Genomic DNA, 18,240 nt, shown 5'->3' with positions numbered 1-18,240 from the left:
CGGACCACCCCGCGAGCGTCAGCCCCCCAGCCCCGGCAGCACCCGCTCGCAGAACAGCTGCAGACTCCGCCACCCCTCCTCCACCGGCATCCCGCCCGCCAGCGGATGCAGCACATAGGAGTCCAGGCCCAGCTCCGCGCACGCCTCGGGCGTGAGGATCCGGTACACGCCCTCGGCGCGCAGTTCCCCGACGGTCGTCGCGGCCGACTTCACCGCCGAGCGCACCCCGCCCGACTGCCAGGAGGCGTACGTCCGTGCCTCGTGCAGGAAGTGCTCGCCGTGCTCCGCCCAGGCCCGGTCCGGGTCCTCGGCCAGGTGCAGCAGGGGCGTCTCGGCGGCGGGCATCATGACCCAGCCCTCGGTGCCGTACTCGGCGAGCCGGTCCTTGTAGTACGTCTCCAGCTCCGGCAGATGCGCGCTGGGGAAGAAGGGCAGGCCGAGCCGGGCGGCCCGGCGGGCGGCGGCCTGGGAGGAGCCGCCGACCAGGAGCAGCGGGTGCGGTTCGGTGTACGGGCGCGGGGTGATGCGGACCGTGCGGCCCCGGTAGGCGAAGGGCTCGCCGGTCCACGCCTTCAGCAGCGTCTCCAGCAGCTCGTCCTGGAGCCGGCCGCGCCGGGCGAAGTCCACGCCGAACAGGTCGTACTCCTCGGGCCGGTACCCGATCCCGGCGACCGTCACCAGCCGGCCGCCGCTCAGCAGGTCCAGCACGGCGATCTCCTCGGCCAGCCGCAGCGGGTCGTGCAGCGGGCCGATCACCGCCGAGACGGTGACCGCGACACGCCGGGTCGCACCGAAGACGGCCCCCGCGAAGGCGAACGGCGACGGCAGCCAGTTGTTGTCGGCCCCGTGGTGCTCCTCCGTCTGCACGGTGGTGACGCCCCGGTCGTCGGCGTACGAGGCCATCTCCAGGGCCGCCCGGTAACGGGCGCCGAGCTCGGCGGGGGAGGCCCCCGGAGCGACCAGATTGAAACGTGCGACCGTGACGGGCATGGGAACGTCTCCCTCCACCGGGCGGGTGTCCGGGGGACGTTAGCTGACGGAGCGTCAGACATCCAGGGGTGTGGAGATCCGGCGGCCCTCGGCCCCGCGGGACGGCACAGGCGGGGTGACCCGGGGGCCCATGGCTGATACTGGACGCGTTATGGACATCGTCATCCTTGCTGTAGTCATCGCCGTGGTCGTGCTCGGCGCGCTCGGCGGGCTCATCGTCGGCAGCCGGCGCAAGAAGCAGCTGCCCCCGCCCCCGCCCGCAGCGCCCGACATCACCGCCCCACCGGCCGAGCCGCACGTCGGCGACGAGGCCGAGACGCCGCGGGAGGAACCGCGGCGAACCATAGAGGAGGTTGATCTCCCGGACGGCTCGGCTCCCGTCACCGTCGAGGAGCCGCCCGCCGAAGCTCCCGAGATCGAGATCCCGGAGCCGACCGCGGGTCGCCTGGTCCGGCTGCGGGCCCGTCTCTCCCGCTCGCAGAACGCCCTCGGTCAGGGGCTGCTCACGCTGCTGTCGCGCGAGCACCTCGACGAGGACACCTGGGAGGAGATCGAGGACACGCTGCTCACCGCCGACGTCGGAGTGCAGCCCACCCAGGAACTGGTCGAGCGCCTGCGCGAGCGCGTGAAGGTGCTGGGCACCCGTACCCCCGTCGAACTGCGCACCCTGCTGCGCGAGGAGCTGCTGACCCTGGTCGGCCGCGACATGGACCGCGTGCTCAAGACCGAGCCGGAGGACCGCAAGCCGGGCATCGTGATGGTCGTCGGGGTCAACGGCACCGGCAAGACCACCACCACCGGCAAGCTCGCCCGCGTCCTGGTCGCGGACGGCCAGAGCGTGGTCCTGGGCGCCGCCGACACCTTCCGGGCCGCCGCCGCCGACCAGCTCCAGACCTGGGGCGAGCGCGTCGGCGCCCACACCGTGCGCGGACCGGAGGAGGGCGACCCGGCCTCCGTCGCCTTCGACGCGGTCAAGGAGGGCAAGGAGATGGGCGCGAACGTCGTGCTCATCGACACCGCCGGCCGCCTGCACACCAAGACCGGCCTCATGGACGAGCTCGGCAAGGTCAAGCGGGTCGTGGAGAAGCACGCTCCGGTGGACGAGGTGCTGCTCGTGCTCGACGCCACCACCGGCCAGAACGGCCTGGTCCAGGCCCGCGTCTTCGCCGAGGTCGTCGACATCACCGGCATCGTGCTCACCAAGCTGGACGGCACGGCCAAGGGCGGCATCGTGGTCGCGGTCCAGCGCGAGCTGGGCGTCCCGGTCAAGCTCGTCGGGCTCGGCGAGGGCGCGGACGACCTGGCGCCGTTCGAGCCGGAGGCGTTCGTTGACGCCCTTATCGGGGAGTGAGCTCCGGACACAGCCGAGGAGCGACCTCGGGACATCCCTATGTGCTCACGAAGCGCCCGCCCCGATACACCGTCGGGACGGGCGCTTCGCTGTGTACGTCTGTGCCGTGGCTAGGCCCGTGACCGATGCGCCACATACGCCAGCGTGCCCAGCACCAGGCGGGCCTCCGGCGCCCTGGACGCCGAGTCCAGGGCGGGGGAGCGCAGCCAGCGCACCGGGCCGAGGCCGCCGCGGTCGGAGGGCGGTGCCGTGATGTGCGTACCGGGGCCGAGGCCGCGCAGGTCGAGGGAGGCCGGGTCGTCCCAGCCCATGCGGTAGAGCAGGCCGGGCAGATCGGCGGCGGCGCCGGGGGCGACGAAGAAGTGGGCGCGGCCGTCCGGGGTCGCCGCGACCGGGCCGACGGGCAGGCCCATGCGCTCCAGCCGGGCCAGCGCACGGCAGCCGGCGGGTTCGGCCACCTCGATGACGTCGAACACCCGGCCGACCGGCAGCATCACCGAGGCGCCGGGGAACTCGCCCCAGGACTCGGTCACGTCGCCCAGCGTCGCCCCGGCGGGGATCACCGGCGCGAAGTCCAGCGGATGCGCGCCCGGCGCCGGGCAGTCGGGGCGGCCGCAGGAGCAGGCGCCCGCCGAGGCCCGGGCCCCCGGCACCACGTCCCAGCCCCACAGCCCCGTGTACTCGGCCACGGTGATGCCGTCCGACGTGCGGCCGCGGCGGCGCGACCCGGACCGGATGTCGCGCATGCCCCGGCTGATGCCGATCGTGAAGCCCATGCCCCCTCCAACGGGTCCGACGCACCGGTGGTTACGCAGCGATCGCTCTGCGTGACTCTCTGTTTCCGCCTTCCCGAGCGGCGGTCCGTTCAGTCAGCGCCCGGAAGTGCCCGGGGTGGTGTGCTCGACGACACGCGCCCCTCAGTGCATCGCTGCACCTGCTCTTGGTTGTGCAGTGTCAAGTGAATCGCGAGGAGGCGTACGTGAGTTCATTCGAAGGGGTGGCGAATGGTGGCGTTTCCGTGTGAGCCGTGGCTGGACGGGTGATCGTAGGATTACTTTGTGTGCACGAGTCCTGGGGGCACATGCACTCGTGGGTATGCCGGAGGCAAGTCGGTATTCCGTTCGATGGGTGACAAGGACCGGACGGACGGCCTTACGAACCGGCATGCTGATAGGGCTTGGCGCACTCGGCGACAAGTGGTCTCAGGGATGGGGGCGTTCCAGTGAGCGGCAACGGCGGAAGCGGAACGAACGCTGCGAGCGTGACGCACGCTGACAAGCGCCCGAACGAGCTGCTCACCTCCTGGTTCGTGCGCAGCGGCTGGTCCAAGGGCGAGCTCGCCCGCCAGGTCAACCGCCGGGCACGCCAGCTGGGCGCCAACCACATCTCCACGGACACCTCGCGCGTCCGCCGCTGGCTCGACGGCGAGAACCCCCGCGAGCCGATCCCCAGAATCCTGTCCGAGCTGTTCTCGGAGCGTTTCGGCGTCGTCGTCTCCGTCGAGGACCTGGGGCTGCGCACCGCGCGTCAGTCACCCTCCGCGACCGGCGTCGACCTGCCCTGGACGGGCCCGCAGACGGTGGCCCTGCTCAGCGAGTTCTCGCGCAGCGACCTGATGCTGGCGCGGCGCGGCTTCCTCGGGAGCTCGCTGGCCCTGTCTGCGGGCCCGGCCCTCATCGAGCCCATGCAGCGCTGGCTCGTCCCCTCGCCCCCGGCCCAGCGGTCGGAGTCCGAGCCCGGCTCCTCCGGGCGCGCCCGGGGCCGGCTCTCCAAACCCGAGCTGGACCTCCTGGAGTCCACGACCGTGATGTTCCGGCAGTGGGACGCCCAGTGCGGCGGCGGCCTGCGCCGCAAGGCGGTCGTCGGCCAGCTGCACGAGGTGACGGACCTGCTCCAGGAGCCACAGCCCGAGGCCACCACCCGGCGGCTGTTCAAGGTCGCCGCCGAACTCGCCGAGCTGGCCGGCTGGATGTCGTACGACATCGGGCTCCAGCCGACCGCGCAGAAGTACTTCGTCCTCGCGCTGCACGCCGCGAAGGAGGCCGGTGACCGGCCCCTCGGCTCCTATGTGCTGTCCAGCATGAGCCGGCAGATGATCCACCTCGGGCGGCCCGACGACGCGCTGGAGCTGATCCACCTCGCCCAGTACGGCAGCCGCGACTGCGCGAGCCCGCGCACCCAGTCGATGCTGTATGCGATGGAGGCCCGCGCCTACGCCAACATGGGGCAGCCCGGCAAGTGCAAGCGGGCGGTCCGGATGGCCGAGGACACCTTCGCCGACGCCGGCGAGTGGGACGAGCCGGACCCCGACTGGATCCGCTTCTTCTCCGAGGCCGAGCTGTACGGCGAGAACTCGCACTCGTACCGCGACCTGGCCTATGTCGCCGGCCGCAGCCCGACCTACGCCTCGCTGGCCGAGCCCCTGATGGAGCGGGCCGTGCGGCTGTTCGCCGAGGACGGCGAGCACCAGCGGTCGTACGCGCTCAACCTGATCGGCATGGCCACCGTGCACCTCCTCCGGCGCGAGGCCGAGCAGAGCACGGTCTTCGCCACCCAGGCCATGCACGTGGCCAAGAAGGTCCGCTCCGAGCGGGTCAACACTCGTATCCGAAAGACGGTCGACACGGCCGCTCGGGACTTCGGCGACCTCGGCGAGGTCGTCGACCTCACCGAACGGCTCGCCGCCGAGCTGCCCGAGACGGCGGAGGCGGTCTGACCGCCCCCTCCGAAACCCCTGAACCCCGGCCGCGGCCGGCCCTCCCGAACTGCCCGACTCGGCTCCCCCATGCCAGGTCATCGGAAGGCCGACCGCGGCCGGCCTGTGTTCCCACGGCAGCGAGAGCCGAAGGTTGCGCCACGATAACGATCGGCGCGCCCGCAATCCGGCAGTTCATCGACGCGTAACACAGAACGCGCCTTCGTCACGGTCGCGAAACAACGAGGGGCGTCCACCGAAACGGCGCTGCGCCAATCTCGTGGCGCATAACCGGCCCACCCCTCAATCCGCTCGAGGCTTCGCCCGCACGGGGCCGTACCAACGACGAGGAGACGCCGATGGCACCAGCCATCACCCTTGCCGCAGAGGCGCCCAAGCTGTCTGCCGCCAACACAGGGTTCATGCTCATCTGTTCCGCCCTGGTGATGCTCATGACCCCGGGTCTGGCCTTCTTCTACGGAGGCATGGTCCGCGTCAAGAGCACCCTGAACATGCTGATGATGAGCTTCATCAGCCTCGGGATCGTCACCATCCTGTGGTTGCTGTTCGGGTTCTCCCTCGCCTTCGGTACCGACTCAGGCCACCTCATCGGCTGGAACTCCGACTGGATCGGTCTCAGCGGTGTCGACAAGGGCGAGCTGTGGGGGACGTACAACATCCCGCTGCTGGTCTTCTTCGTCTTCCAGCTGATGTTCGCGATCATCACGCCCGCCCTGATCAGCGGTGCTCTCGCGGACCGGGTGAAGTTCTCCGCCTGGGCGCTGTTCATCGCGCTGTGGGCCACGATCGTCTACTTCCCCGTCGCCCACTGGGTCTGGGGCGAGGGCGGCTGGGCCTTCGACATGGGCGTGATCGACTTCGCCGGTGGTACCGCGGTCCACATCAACGCGGGTGCCGCGGCGCTCGGCGTGATCCTCGTCATCGGCAAGCGGGTCGGCTTCAAGCGGGACCCGATGCGCCCGCACAGCCTCCCGCTGGTCATGCTCGGCGCCGGTCTGCTGTGGTTCGGCTGGTTCGGCTTCAACGCGGGCTCGTGGCTCGGCAACGACGACGGCGTCGGCTCCCTGATGTTCGTCAACACGCAGATCGCCACCGCCGCGGCCATGCTGGCCTGGCTCGCCTACGAGAAGATCCGCCACGGCGCGTTCACCACGCTGGGCGCCGCCTCCGGCGCCGTCGCGGGCCTGGTGGCCATCACCCCGGCCGGCGGCGCGGTGACCCCGCTCGGCGCGATCGCCGTCGGTGCCATCGCCGGTGTCCTGTGCGCCATGGCCGTGGGCCTGAAGTACAAGTTCGGCTACGACGACTCGCTCGACGTCGTGGGTGTCCACCTCGTCGGCGGTGTGGTCGGCTCGATCCTGATCGGCTTCTTCGCCAGCGGCAAGGGCCAGTCCGACGCCACGGGCGTGTTCTACGGCGACCACAAGTTCGACCAGCTGTGGAAGCAGCTCGCCGGTGTCGGCGGTGTGCTCGCCTACTCCCTGATCGTCTCCGCGATCCTCGCCTTCGTCCTCCACAAGACCATCGGTATGCGGGTCCCCGAGGACGAGGAGGTGGCCGGCATCGACCAGGCCGAGCACGCCGAGACCGCATACGACTTCAGCGGCGCCGGTGGCGGTGCCGCCAAGACCGCCGTCACGGCCCCGGTCGCCGCTGCCGCGAGCAAGAAGGTGGACGCATGAAGCTCATCACCGCCGTCGTGAAGCCGCACCGGCTCGACGAGATCAAGGAGGCCCTGCAGGCCTTCGGAGTGCACGGCCTGACGGTCACCGAGGCCAGCGGCTACGGTCGTCAGCGGGGCCACACCGAGGTCTACCGCGGTGCCGAGTACACCGTCGACCTGGTCCCCAAGATCCGCATCGAGGTCCTGGTCGAGGACGACGACGCCGAGCAGCTGATCGATGTCGTGGTCAAGGCCGCCCGTACCGGCAAGATCGGTGACGGCAAGGTCTGGTCCATCCCGGTCGAGACGGCCGTACGGGTCCGGACCGGCGAGCGCGGCCCCGACGCGCTCTGAGGCAGGCAAACAGAACAGGAGTCGCCGGGTGACGGGTACGGACGTGCAGAAGGAAGCAGAGGACTCGGGACCCAGCGGCTACGCGGCGGCCCGGCTGCGTCTCCTCACCGAGGAGACGCGGTCCGGGCCGCCGCGCCGTGCGGCCCTGGCCGAACTGACGGACGACTGGCTCACCGGCCTGTTCGCCGCCGGAGCGGAGGGACTGCGCGGGGCCTCCCTGGTCGCCGTCGGCGGCTACGGACGCGGCGAGCTGTCCCCACGCAGCGACCTCGACCTGCTCCTGCTGCACGACGGCAGCGACACCAAGGCGGTCGCCGCCCTCGCCGACCGGCTCTGGTACCCCGTCTGGGACCTGGGCCTGGATCTCGACCACTCCGTGCGCACCCCCGTCGAGGCCCGCAAGACGGCCGGCGAGGACCTCAAGGTGCAGCTCGGCCTGCTGGACGCCCGGCACATCGCCGGCGACCTCGGCCTCACCGCCGGACTGCGCACGGCCGTGCTGGCCGACTGGCGCAACCAGGCGCCGAAACGCCTCCCCGAACTCCAGGAACTGTGCGCCGAGCGCGCCGAGCGCCAGGGCGAGCTGCAGTACCTGCTGGAGCCCGACCTGAAGGAGGCCCGGGGCGGGCTGCGCGACGCCACCGCCCTGCGCGCCGTCGCCGCCTCCTGGCTCGCCGACGCCCCGCGCGAGGGCCTCGCCGACGCCCGGCGCCGGCTCCTCGACGTACGGGACGCCCTGCACCTGGCCACCGGGCGCGCCACCGACCGGCTCGCCCTCCAGGAGCAGGACCAGGTGGCCGCCGAGCTCGGCCTGCTCGACGCCGACACACTGCTGCGGCAGGTGTACGAGGCGGCACGGCTCGTCTCGTACGCCAGCGACGTCACCTGGCGCGAGGTGGGGCGTGTGCTGCGGTCGCGCGCCGTGCGGCCCCGGCTGCGCGCCATGCTGGGCGGCGGGAAGTCCGTGACGGAACGGTCTCCGCTGGCCGAAGGGGTGGTGGAGCAGGACGGCGAGGTGGTGCTCGCCCGTGCCGCGCGCCCCGAGCGCGACCCGGTGCTGCCGCTGCGCGCCGCGGCTGCCGCCGCGCAGGCCGGACTCCCGCTCTCCCTGCACGCCGTACGGCGCATGGCCGCCGCCACCCGCCCGGTGCCCACGCCCTGGCCCGCCGAGGCACGCGAACAGCTCGTGACCCTGCTCGGCTCGGGCCGCCCGACCGTCGAGGTCTGGGAGGCGCTGGAGGCCGAGGGGCTGATCACCCGGCTGCTGCCCGACTGGGAGCGGGTCCGCTGCCGCCCGCAGCGCAACGCCGTGCACCTGTGGACCGTCGACCGGCACCTCATCGAGACCGCCGTACAGGCCTCCGAGTTCACCCGCCGGGTCAGCCGCCCCGACCTGCTGCTGGTCGCCGCCCTGCTGCACGACATCGGCAAGGGCTGGCCCGGCGACCACTCCGTGGCCGGCGAGATCATCGCCAAGGACGTGGCCGCCCGCATCGGCTTCGACCGCCACGAGGTGACGGTCGTCGCCACCCTCGTTCGGCACCACCTGCTCCTCGTGGAGACGGCCACCCGGCGTGACCTGGAGGACCCGGCCACCGTGCGCTCCGTCGCCGAGGCCGTCGGCTCCCAGGGCACCCTGGAACTGCTGCACGCGCTCACCGAGGCCGATGCCCTGGCCACCGGACCGGCCGCCTGGTCGTCCTGGCGCGGCTCGCTCGTCGCCGACCTCGTCAAGCGGGTCGCGGCGGTGCTCGCCGGGGACGCCCCGGACGACCCCGAGGAGGGCGCGCCGACCGCCGAGCAGGAGCGCCTCGCCCTCGAGGCGGCCGCGACGGGCAGCCCGGTCCTCGCCCTGCGGGCACAGACCGAGCCGCCCTCCGGGCAGGAGCCGTCCGGCGATCCCGAGCCGCTGGGTGTGGAACTTCTCATCGCCGTGCCCGACCAGCCGGGCGTCCTGCCCGCGGTGGCCGGTGTCCTCGCCATGCACCGGCTGACCGTGCGTACGGCGGAACTGCGCTCCCTGACCCTCCCGGACGGCGTCGACGGCTCCGTCCTGCTGCTGGACTGGCGGGTCGCCGCCGAATACGGCTCCCTGCCGCAGGCCGCCCGGCTGCGCGCGGACCTGGTCCGGGCCCTGGACGGCACCCTGGACATCGCCGGCCGCCTCGCCGAACGGGACGCGGCCTATCCGCGCCGCAGGGGCGTGGTCGCCCCGGCGGCGCGGGTGTCGGTCCATCCGGCCGCCTCCCGGCTGGCCACGGTCATCGAGGTACGCTCCCAGGACGCCCCGGGCCTGCTGTTCCGCATCGGCCGCGCCCTGGAGGACGCGGGCGTACGGGTGCGCAGCGCGCATGTCTCGACCCTCGGCGCCAACGCCGTGGACGCCTTCTACGTGACCGGCCCGGAGGGCGCGCCCCTGCCCGGGGACGAGGCGGCCTCGGTGGCTCGGAAGCTGGAGGAGACACTGCGTGGGTGAGGCCGACCCGGCGACTTGTCACGCCGGGATACCCTGGAGGGCGATTCCCTGTAGCCACCAACCCTGAGGACCGCGAGCGCCGTGTTCGATACTCTTTCCGATCGCCTCTCAGCGACCTTCAAGAACCTGCGCGGCAAGGGGCGTCTCAGCGAAGCGGACATCGACGCCACGGCCCGGGACATCCGGATCGCGCTCCTCGAGGCGGACGTGGCGCTGCCGGTCGTCCGGACGTTCATCAAGAACGTCAAGGAGCGCGCCCTCGGTGCCGAGGTCAGCAAGGCGCTGAACCCCGCCCAGCAGGTCCTCAAGATCGTCAACGAGGAACTCGTCACCATCCTCGGCGGCGAGACCAGGCGCCTGCGCTTCGCCAAGCAGCCGCCCACCGTGATCATGCTGGCGGGTCTGCAGGGTGCCGGTAAGACCACCCTCGCGGGCAAGCTCGGCCGCTGGCTGAAGGAGCAGGGCCACTCGCCCCTGCTGGTCGCCTGTGACCTCCAGCGCCCGAACGCCGTGAACCAGCTCAGCGTCGTCGCCGAGCGCGCCGGCGTCGGCATCTACGCGCCGGAGCCGGGCAACGGCGTCGGCGACCCGGTCAAGGTCGCCAAGGACTCCATCGAGCACGCCAAGACCAAGGTCCACGACATCGTGATCGTGGACACCGCCGGCCGCCTCGGCATCGACCAGGAGATGATGCAGCAGGCCGCTGACATCAGGGACGCGGTCAGCCCCGAGGAGATCCTGTTCGTCGTCGACGCGATGATCGGCCAGGACGCGGTCAACACCGCCGAGGCCTTCCGCGACGGCGTCGGCTTCGACGGCGTGGTGCTCTCCAAGCTCGACGGTGACGCCCGCGGTGGTGCGGCCCTGTCGATCCGGCAGATCACCGGCAAGCCGATCATGTTCGCCTCGAACGGCGAGAAGCTCGACGACTTCGACGCCTTCCACCCTGACCGGATGGCCTCCCGCATCCTCGACATGGGTGACCTGCTCACCCTGATCGAGCAGGCGGAGAAGACGTTCAGCCAGGAAGAGGCCGAGAAAATGGCCTCCAAGCTGGCGTCCAAGAAGGGCCAGGACTTCACCCTGGACGACTTCCTGGCCCAGATGGAGCAGGTCAGGAAGATGGGCTCCATCTCCAAGCTGCTCGGCATGCTCCCGGGCATGGGCCAGATGAAGGACCAGATCCAGAACCTGGACGAGCGGGACGTCGACCGGACGGCCGCCATCATCAAGTCGATGACCCCGGCCGAGCGCCAGGAGCCGACGATCATCAACGGCTCGCGCCGCGCCCGTATCGCGCGGGGTTCCGGTGTCGACGTCAGCGCGGTGAAGAACCTGGTCGAGCGCTTCTTCGAGGCCCGCAAGATGATGTCCCGCATGGCCCAGGGCGGCGGCATGCCCGGGATGCCCGGCATGCCGGGCATGGGCGGCGGTCCCGGCCGGACGAAGAAGAAGCAGAAGCAGGCCAAGGGCAAGCAGCGCTCGGGCAACCCGATGAAGCGCAAGCAGCAGGAGCAGGAGGAGGCCGCCCGCCGGGCCGCCGCCGCCGAGGGCGGCAGCGCCTTCGGGCTGCCGCAGCAGGGCGGCAAGGACTTCGAGCTCCCCGACGAGTTCAAGAAGTTCATGGGCTGACGGCCCGTACCGCACGACACCGAGGGCGCCCCCTTCCTTCCCGGAAGGGGGCGCCCTCTTCTGTCCAGGCAGGTCAGCCGTTGGGGAACTTCCAGATGTACGGCTCGCCGTCCTCCTCGGACCAGTGGACCTCGACGTTCTTGGCGTTCGCCGGGATCACGTAGGTCTCGCAGAAGACGTGGCTCTCGCCCTGCTTCCAGCTGTCGACGTCGTAGGGGTCCTCGCAGCCGGCGGCGTCCTCGGACGCGCCGATGAGGACGGTGCCGCGCTGGCCGTCGGCGAAGACCGTGGTGCCGTCGTGCACGTCGGCACCGTCGGTGAGGGCGGGGCCGCTCTTGTGCGTGTACTTCAGGTAGGCGGTGGCCAGCACCTTGCCCTTGACCTTGTCCGGCTCCGAGACGGCCTTGGCGGCCTCGGCCTCGGTGCCCACGTCCACCTTCTGCGCCAGGATCTCGTAGGTGACCTTGCCCGGGTCCTCGTCGACCTTGCCCGTGGCGCTCTCGCCGCTGCCCATCTCGCCGCCGGACGTCGGCTCCGGCGAGGGGAAGACCTTGGCCTTCTCGGTGGCCGGGCTCTTCGCGTCGGCGTTGTCGCCGCCTCCGCAGGCGGTGAGCGACAGGGCGAGGACGGCGACGGGCGCGACGAGACGCAGCGCGGTCGTGTGGTGCGGCAAAGCAGCTCCTGTATGCAGATGTGTAGATCCCCCGAGCGGTGGATCAGATTAAGCGGTCATGATCCACTTCAAGGCGCCAGAAGCACCGCACCGTGCTTTCTTCACACCATTCACACCTGCACCGGACATAGCCCGATCTTTATGCAACCCGGGCGATCAAATACCGGAATACATTGGGCATCCACACGGTCCCGTCCTGCCGCTGGTGCGGATGCAGGGCCTCGGTCAGCTCCTTGTCGACCTGCACCTGGTCGGTCGCGGCCATCGCCGCGTCGAACAGCCCTGTCGACTTGAGCCCGCGCACCGCGCTGTCCACGTTGGCGTAGCCGAAGGGGCACGCCACCCGCCCGGAACCGTCCGGCTTGAGCCCGGCCCGCTGGGCGACGTCCTCGAGGTCGTCACGGAGGGCGGGACGCCAGCTGCCCGAGTTGCGCAGCGGCTCCGCCAGCTTCGTGGCCACCCGCAGCACGGACGTCGTGGCGCACCGCTCCGGCGGCCCCCAGCCGGCCAGCACCACGGCCGCACCGCGCTCGGCGAGCGGCGTCGCCTCCGCGAGCAGCCCGCTCATCCCCTCCGAGTCGCCCGCGAGGCACCCGATCGGCTCGAAAGCCGTCACCAGGGTGTACGCCGGAGCACCCGGCACCTCCGCGTCCCGGGGCGAGCCCTCGACCAGCCGGGCCTCCGCACGCGTGCGCGTGCCCCACGCCTCGGGCCGCAGCCGCTCCCGCGCGAAGGTCATTCTTTCGGGGGAGAGATCGACACCGGTGACCGCCGCTCCCCGGGCGGCGGCCATCAGCAGGGCGAGCCCGGAACCGCAGCCGAGGCCGAGCAGCCGCGTGGCGGGACCCACGTCCAGTCGCTCGTGGACGGCCTCGTAGAGCGGTACGAGCATCCGCTCCTGGATCTCGGACCAGTCACGCGCGCGTGCACGCAGGTCCACGCGGGGTGCGGCCCCCGCGTGAGGCAGGTGCTGCCGCACGAGCGTAGGTGTCATAAGTAAGCGCCCCAATCCGCCGAGAGTTGCCTCTTGCCCGATTCCATGGCCCCCGTGACAGTGCGCTCGCACTACCCCCGTATGCCAGGAAACTCCCCCCTCGACCTGTCGTCCAGTGGAATGCGCCCCGGCATGTGAGTTGTCATGTGCCTATGGCGAGATTTCACATTCCGGCAACTTGGGCCCGTACCATCTCGCCATGGCCAAGGCACCCGTTCTCACTCCCCGGGCGGACGATTTCCCGCGCTGGTACCAGGACTTGATCACCAAGGCGGAGCTCGCCGACAACGGTCCGGTGCGCGGCACCATGGTCATCCGACCGTACGGCTACGGGCTGTGGGAGCGGATGCAGTCCGAGATGGACGCCCGCATCAAGGAGACGGGCACCCAGAACGCGTACTTCCCGCTGCTGATCCCCGAGTCGTACCTGACCAAGGAAGCGGATCACGTCGAGGGCTTCGCGCCCGAGCTGGCCGTGGTCACCCACGGTGGCGGCAAGGAACTCGAAGAGCCCGCCGTGGTCCGGCCCACCTCCGAGATGATCATCAACGCCTCCTTCTCGAAGTGGGTGCAGAGCTACCGCGACCTGCCGCTGCTCATCAACCAGTGGGCGAACGTCGTGCGCTGGGAGCTGCGGCCCCGCCTGTTCCTGCGCACCTCCGAGTTCCTCTGGCAGGAGGGCCACACCGCGCACGCCACGTACGAGGAGGCGCGCGACTTCGCCGCCCGCATTCACCGGCAGGTCTACGAGGACTTCATGGTGAACGTGCTCGCGATGGACGTCGTCCCGGGCCGCAAGACCGTCAAGGAGCGGTTCGCCGGCGCCGTCAACACCCTCACGCTTGAAGGCATGATGGGCGACGGCAAGGCCCTCCAGATGGCCACGAGCCATGAACTGGGCCAGAACTTCGCGAAGGCCTTCAACACCCGGTACCTGTCCAAGGACGGCCGCGAGGAGCTGGTCTGGCAGACCTCCTGGGGATCCACCACCCGCATGATCGGCGCCCTGGTGATGATGCACGGCGACGACGACGGCCTGCGCGTCCCGCCGCGGCTCGCGCAGATCCAGGCCGTGGTGCTCGCGATCAAGGGCGATGAGGCGGTTCTGGCCAAGGTTCGCGAGCTCGGTGACCGGCTGAAGGCGGCCGGTGTCCGCGTCCAGGTCGACGACCGCACCGACGTCCCCTTCGGCCGCCGTGCCGTCGACTGGGAGCTCAAGGGCGTCCCGGTGCGCATCGAGGTCGGCCCGCGCGACCTGGAGAACGGCACGGCGATGCTGGCGCGCCGCATCCCGGGAGGCAAGGAGCCGGTGCCCCTGGACTCCCTGGTGTCGCTGCTGCCCAAGGTCCTGGAGGAGGACCAGGCCCGGCTGCTGAAGCAGTCCCGCGAGCGCCGCGAGTCCCGTACGGCCGAGGTCGCCACGTTCGAGGAGGCCGTCGAGGCGGCCACCGCCGGCGGCTGGGCGCGCATCCCCTGGGCCGTGCTCGGCGAGGAGGGCGAGTCCAAGCTCGCCGATCACGCGGCGACCGTACGGTGTCTGGTCGCCGAGGACGGGTCGGTGCCGGACGCCGACGACGCACCCGGTAACGTCGCCGTCGTGGCACGCGCTTACTGAGCGGGACGCAAGGCGGCCGAAACGCCCCTTGCGTACGCGCGGACCCCTGGCTTCCCGGCGCGCGGACATCCGCTACGCGCCGGGGCGTACGCGGAACTACGCACCACCTTGTGGTGAGCTGCGAGGCTTCTCCACAGATCAGCGCACGCGCCCTCGTCCGGACGCATCAGAGGCAACTGACGGGTACGTGCAAATTATTTGGGATGGCCCGGAATCGGAACACTGTGGCACCCCGGCTCGTTGTCATTACGTGAGCACGACACAGACACCACCTGTTCTCGCCGCAGAGCTGGCACAGGCGTGGGCCGATATTCAGCGGTACCACCCCGAGCTGCCCGACCTTGCCGCGCCAGAGTCCCTGATCGGGGAGTCGTCGTCCGCGTGCGGTCACGAGCTCTCCTTCGAGCGACTGCTCCATGAGGCAGTCCATGGCATCGCCGCCTCGCGCGGCGTCCGCGACACCTCCCGTGCCGGCCGCTACCACAACCGCAGATTCCTCGCGATCGCCGAGGAGCTGGGCCTGGACCACCCCGAGGAACCGCATCCCAGCAGCGGTTTCTCCCTGGTCACGCTCACCCCCGAGGCGAAGCGCCGCTACCGCCCGACGATGGAGCGCCTCCAGCGCGCCCTGAAGGCCCATACGGCCGCGACCTCCTCCGACACCTCCCGCACCTTCCGGGGCCCGGCCGCACGCCACGGCTCCTCCGGCGGCGGCGTGCGCGTCAAGGCGGTCTGCGACTGCGGCCGCAACGTGCGCGTGGTCCCGTCCGTACTCGCCCAGGCGCCGATCGTCTGCGGCGGCTGCGGCAAGCCGTTCCGTATCCCGGACGTCGTGGGAGCGGGAGCGGTGGGCTGACGTCGGCAACCGGCATCTCGTGGCTGCCGGTCGAGACGCGCTGCCGGGGTGTGCACCCGACGGACCTCACCTCCGCGCCGGGTGCCGGCCCGGCATGCCCGTGGAGCGGCACACCCCCGGCAAGGCCGCCCGGCAGGGTGTGGCACAATGGCTAGCTGTACTCGACAGTCGCACAGGACCCCTCTCTCCTCCGGCTGACGCGTCCATCGGGCACTCGGGTACCGCAACCCCACGCGGCAGTCTCGCCGTGCCCAACCACGTCAAAACCAGGAGAATCCACTCCCGTGGCAGTCAAGATCAAGCTGAAGCGTCTGGGCAAGATCCGTTCGCCTCACTACCGCATCGTCGTCGCCGACTCCCGTACCCGCCGTGACGGCCGGGCCATCGAGGAGATCGGCAAGTACCACCCGACGTACAACCCGTCGGTGATCGAGGTCGACGCCGAGCGTGTGGCGTACTGGCTGGGTGTCGGCGCGCAGCCGACCGAGCCCGTGCTCGCCATCCTCAAGAAGACCGGCGACTGGCAGAAGTACAAGGGCGAGCCCGCCCCGGCTCCGCTGCTGCAGGCCGCCGAGAAGTCGGCCCGCCCGTCGTTCGAGGCCCTCGGTGGCGACGACGAGGGCAAGGGTGAGGCCATCACCCAGAAGAAGAAGGCTGAGAAGAAGGACGAGGCGGCCGCCGAGTCCGCGTCGACCGAGGCCTGAGCATGCTCGAGGAGGCTCTCGAGCACCTCGTGAAGGGCATCGTCGACAACCCTGACGATGTGCAGGTCGCCTCGCGCAACCTGCGCCGCGGGCAAGTGCTCGAGGTCCGGGTGCACCCGGACGACCTCGGTAAGGTGATCGGCCGCAACGGCCGCACCGCACGCGCCCTGCGTACCGTCGTGGGCGCCATCGGCGGTCGCGGTGTCCGCGTCGACCTCGTCGACGTGGACCACGTCCGCTGACGCTTATCGCAACCGGCTCGGGCCGGGGAGGGCCTGAGGGCCGTCCCCGGCCCGCAGTCGTATGACAGGAGAGTTGGACACGTGCAGCTGGTAGTCGCACGGATCGGCCGTGCCCATGGCATCAAGGGCGAGGTCACCGTCGAGGTCCGTACCGACGAGCCGGAGCTCAGGCTCGCGCCCGGCGCCGTACTCGCCACCGATCCCGCCACCACGGGACCGCTCACCATCGAGACGGGCCGCGTCCACAGCGGCCGTCTCCTGCTGCGCTTCGCGGGCGTCAGCGACCGCACCGGCGCCGAAGCCCTGCGCAACACCCTCCTGATCGCCGAGATCGACCCGGAGGAACTGCCCGAGGGCGAGGACGAGTACTACGACCACCAGCTCATCGACCTCGACGTGGTCACCGCGGACGGCACGGAGGTCGGCCGGATCACGGAGATCTCGCACCTGCCCTCCCAGGACCTGTTCATCGTGGAGCGCCCCGACGGCAGCGAGGTGCTGATCCCCTTCGTCGAGGAGATCGTCGCCGAGATCGACCTCGAGGAGCAGAAGGCCGTCATCACCCCGCCGCCGGGCCTGATCGACGACCGCGCCGAGATCGCGTCCAGCCGGGACGAGTCGTAATGCGCCTCGACGTCGTCACGATCTTCCCCGAGTACCTGGAACCGCTGAACGTCTCCCTCGTCGGCAAGGCACGCGCGCGCGGTCAGCTCGACGTCCAGGTGCACGACCTGCGTTCCTGGACCTACGACCGCCACAACACCGTCGACGACACGCCCTACGGCGGCGGCCCCGGCATGGTCATGAAGACCGAGCCCTGGGGGGACGCGCTCGACTCCGTCCTGGCCGACGGCTACGAGACCGGCTCCCACGAGCCCGCCCTCATCGTGCCCACGCCCAGCGGACGCCCCTTCACCCAGGAACTGGCCGTCCAGCTCTCCGAGCGCCCCTGGCTGATCTTCACGCCGGCCCGCTACGAGGGCATCGACCGGCGGGTCGTCGACGAGTACGCGACCCGGATGCCGGTGTACGAGGTGTCCATCGGCGACTACGTCCTGGCCGGCGGCGAGGCGGCCGTCCTCGTCGTCACGGAGGCCGTGGCACGGCTGCTCCCGGGCGTCCTGGGCAACGCCGAGTCCCACCGGGACGACTCCTTCGCGCCCGGCGCCATGGCGAGCCTGCTGGAGGGGCCCGTCTACACCAAGCCGCCCGAGTGGCGCGGCCGGGACATCCCCGACGTGCTGCTCAGCGGCCACCACGGGAAGATCGCGCGCTGGCGCCGGGACGAGGCACTGAAGCGTACGACCGCGCACCGGCCCGACCTCATCGAGCGGTGCGACCCCAAGGCCTTCGACAAGAAGGACCGCGAGATGCTCTCCATCCTGGGCTGGTCACCGGACCCGGCGGGGGAGCCGTACGGCCGATTTTGGCGCAGGACCGACGGCGTGGAAGAATAGCTCGCTGTTGTGCGTCCGTCCGGCGTGCGCCCCTGCCACAGGGGGAGATGACGCCCGTTCCGACGCGTACAGCCCAGATCCGAAACACCTAGTTTCCGTTGATGACCTGTGGCATCAGCGAAGAAAGCAGACGAAATGTCTCACCTGCTCGACACCGTCGACTCCGCGTCGCTGCGCAGCGACGTCCCCGCCTTCCGCCCGGGTGACACCGTCAACGTCCACGTGCGCGTCATCGAGGGCAACCGCTCCCGTGTGCAGCAGTTCAAGGGCGTTGTGATCCGCCGCCAGGGCTCCGGCGTGCGCGAGACCTTCACGGTCCGCAAGGTCTCCTTCTCCGTCGGCGTCGAGCGCACCTTCCCGGTGCACACCCCGATCGTCGAGAAGATCGAGCTCGTCACCAAGGGTGACGTCCGCCGCGCCAAGCTGTACTACCTGCGCGAGCTGCGCGGCAAGGCCGCGAAGATCAAGGAGAAGCGCGAGAACTGAGCGCTCTCCGGGGTTCACGTCGGGGCCGGAT

Annotated in this window: 17 protein-coding genes; 13 read left to right on the top strand and 4 right to left on the bottom strand. The window is 70.9% G+C overall.

Annotated elements, in window-relative coordinates; all coding sequences use genetic code 11:
* Nucleotides 1-18: 18 nt before the first annotated feature.
* Nucleotides 19-990: an LLM class flavin-dependent oxidoreductase gene (locus ACFT4A_RS17485; RefSeq protein ID WP_382830939.1), complete on the bottom strand. Its 972-nt coding sequence runs from the start codon at nt 988-990 to the stop codon at nt 19-21.
* Between the two features lie 151 nt (nt 991-1,141).
* On the opposite strand from ACFT4A_RS17485, the gene ftsY reads away from it, so the two are divergent.
* On the top strand, nt 1,142-2,341 hold the full coding sequence (gene ftsY / locus ACFT4A_RS17480; RefSeq protein WP_382830936.1) for a signal recognition particle-docking protein FtsY: 1,200 nt from the start codon (nt 1,142-1,144) through the stop codon (nt 2,339-2,341).
* A 110-nt stretch (nt 2,342-2,451) separates the two neighbouring features.
* On the opposite strand, the gene ACFT4A_RS17475 is transcribed toward ftsY, so the two are convergent.
* Nucleotides 2,452-3,117: a bifunctional DNA primase/polymerase gene (locus ACFT4A_RS17475; protein WP_382830934.1), complete on the bottom strand. Its 666-nt coding sequence runs from the start codon at nt 3,115-3,117 to the stop codon at nt 2,452-2,454.
* Nucleotides 3,118-3,563: 446 nt separating this feature from the next.
* On the opposite strand from ACFT4A_RS17475, the gene ACFT4A_RS17470 reads away from it, so the two are divergent.
* The 5 genes from ACFT4A_RS17470 (at nt 3,564) to ffh (ending at nt 11,182) form a co-directional block, all read left to right on the top strand.
* Nucleotides 3,564-5,057: a hypothetical protein gene (locus tag ACFT4A_RS17470; RefSeq protein WP_382830931.1), complete on the top strand. Its 1,494-nt coding sequence runs from the start codon at nt 3,564-3,566 to the stop codon at nt 5,055-5,057.
* 338 nt (nt 5,058-5,395) lie between these two features.
* Entirely contained in the window at nt 5,396-6,739 is a 1,344-nt protein-coding gene (locus tag ACFT4A_RS17465; RefSeq protein WP_382830928.1) for an ammonium transporter, read from the top strand.
* Complete coding sequence (locus tag ACFT4A_RS17460) at nt 6,736-7,074, top strand: P-II family nitrogen regulator (protein WP_030231663.1); 339 nt, start codon at nt 6,736-6,738, stop codon at nt 7,072-7,074. The genes ACFT4A_RS17465 and ACFT4A_RS17460 overlap by 4 nt, the downstream gene beginning before the upstream one ends.
* Nucleotides 7,075-7,102: 28 nt before the next feature.
* Nucleotides 7,103-9,550 (top strand): [protein-PII] uridylyltransferase, encoded by a 2,448-nt coding sequence (locus ACFT4A_RS17455; protein WP_382830925.1) that lies wholly within the window; start codon nt 7,103-7,105, stop codon nt 9,548-9,550.
* Between the two features lie 81 nt (nt 9,551-9,631).
* Complete coding sequence (gene ffh / locus ACFT4A_RS17450) at nt 9,632-11,182, top strand: signal recognition particle protein (RefSeq protein ID WP_382830922.1); 1,551 nt, start codon at nt 9,632-9,634, stop codon at nt 11,180-11,182.
* A gap of 73 nt (nt 11,183-11,255) precedes the next feature.
* Here ffh and ACFT4A_RS17445 read toward each other — a convergent pair whose 3' ends face one another.
* Nucleotides 11,256-11,855 carry a hypothetical protein gene (locus tag ACFT4A_RS17445; RefSeq protein ID WP_382830920.1) on the bottom strand — a complete coding sequence of 200 codons (600 nt, stop codon included), beginning with the start codon at nt 11,853-11,855 and terminating at the stop codon, nt 11,256-11,258.
* 139 nt (nt 11,856-11,994) lie between these two features.
* A complete protein-coding gene (locus tag ACFT4A_RS17440; protein WP_382830917.1) occupies nt 11,995-12,849 on the bottom strand; it encodes a methyltransferase in 855 nt (284 codons plus the stop codon).
* Between the two features lie 199 nt (nt 12,850-13,048).
* Between ACFT4A_RS17440 and proS the strand changes: the two genes are divergently transcribed.
* From proS to rplS, 7 genes are all read left to right on the top strand, one after another.
* Entirely contained in the window at nt 13,049-14,464 is a 1,416-nt protein-coding gene (gene proS, locus ACFT4A_RS17435; protein ID WP_382830915.1) for a proline--tRNA ligase, read from the top strand.
* Nucleotides 14,465-14,714: 250 nt separating this feature from the next.
* Nucleotides 14,715-15,320, top strand: coding sequence for a hypothetical protein (locus ACFT4A_RS17430; RefSeq protein WP_382830912.1), 606 nt, complete (start codon nt 14,715-14,717; stop codon nt 15,318-15,320).
* Nucleotides 15,321-15,604: 284 nt separating this feature from the next.
* Complete coding sequence (gene rpsP / locus ACFT4A_RS17425) at nt 15,605-16,024, top strand: 30S ribosomal protein S16 (RefSeq protein ID WP_382496902.1); 420 nt, start codon at nt 15,605-15,607, stop codon at nt 16,022-16,024.
* 2 nt (nt 16,025-16,026) lie between these two features.
* On the top strand, nt 16,027-16,266 hold the full coding sequence (locus tag ACFT4A_RS17420) for an RNA-binding protein (RefSeq protein WP_115744409.1): 240 nt from the start codon (nt 16,027-16,029) through the stop codon (nt 16,264-16,266).
* Nucleotides 16,267-16,347: 81 nt separating this feature from the next.
* On the top strand, nt 16,348-16,890 hold the full coding sequence (gene rimM / locus ACFT4A_RS17415; protein WP_382830909.1) for a ribosome maturation factor RimM: 543 nt from the start codon (nt 16,348-16,350) through the stop codon (nt 16,888-16,890).
* Nucleotides 16,890-17,723 (top strand): tRNA (guanosine(37)-N1)-methyltransferase TrmD, encoded by an 834-nt coding sequence (trmD, locus tag ACFT4A_RS17410; RefSeq protein WP_382830906.1) that lies wholly within the window; start codon nt 16,890-16,892, stop codon nt 17,721-17,723. Before rimM ends, trmD begins: the two co-directional genes overlap by 1 nt.
* A 135-nt stretch (nt 17,724-17,858) precedes the next feature.
* On the top strand, nt 17,859-18,209 hold the full coding sequence (gene rplS, locus ACFT4A_RS17405) for a 50S ribosomal protein L19 (RefSeq protein WP_030852073.1): 351 nt from the start codon (nt 17,859-17,861) through the stop codon (nt 18,207-18,209).
* Nucleotides 18,210-18,240: the final 31 nt, after the last annotated feature.

It is taken from the genome of Streptomyces sp. NPDC057099, assembly GCF_042671245.1.
Taxonomy (GTDB): Bacteria; Actinomycetota; Actinomycetes; order Streptomycetales; family Streptomycetaceae; genus Streptomyces; species Streptomyces purpurascens.
This window is presented reverse-complemented; position numbering and strand designations above follow the sequence as displayed.

Excerpts from the sequence above, each read along its gene's own strand:
- ACFT4A_RS17440 (WP_382830917.1), bottom strand. The coding sequence starts at position 12,849 with ATGACACCTACGCTCGTGCGGCAGCACCTGCCTCACGCGGGGGCCGCA.
- ACFT4A_RS17475 (WP_382830934.1), bottom strand. The coding sequence starts at position 3,117 with ATGGGCTTCACGATCGGCATCAGCCGGGGCATGCGCGACATCCGGTCC.
- rplS (WP_030852073.1), top strand. The coding sequence starts at position 17,859 with ATGTCTCACCTGCTCGACACCGTCGACTCCGCGTCGCTGCGCAGCGAC.
- ACFT4A_RS17460 (WP_030231663.1), top strand. The coding sequence starts at position 6,736 with ATGAAGCTCATCACCGCCGTCGTGAAGCCGCACCGGCTCGACGAGATC.
- trmD (WP_382830906.1), top strand. The coding sequence starts at position 16,890 with ATGCGCCTCGACGTCGTCACGATCTTCCCCGAGTACCTGGAACCGCTG.
- proS (WP_382830915.1), top strand. The coding sequence starts at position 13,049 with ATGGCCAAGGCACCCGTTCTCACTCCCCGGGCGGACGATTTCCCGCGC.
- ACFT4A_RS17465 (WP_382830928.1), top strand. The coding sequence starts at position 5,396 with ATGGCACCAGCCATCACCCTTGCCGCAGAGGCGCCCAAGCTGTCTGCC.
- ACFT4A_RS17485 (WP_382830939.1), bottom strand. The coding sequence starts at position 990 with ATGCCCGTCACGGTCGCACGTTTCAATCTGGTCGCTCCGGGGGCCTCC.
- ACFT4A_RS17420 (WP_115744409.1), top strand. The coding sequence starts at position 16,027 with ATGCTCGAGGAGGCTCTCGAGCACCTCGTGAAGGGCATCGTCGACAAC.
- ftsY (WP_382830936.1), top strand. The coding sequence starts at position 1,142 with ATGGACATCGTCATCCTTGCTGTAGTCATCGCCGTGGTCGTGCTCGGC.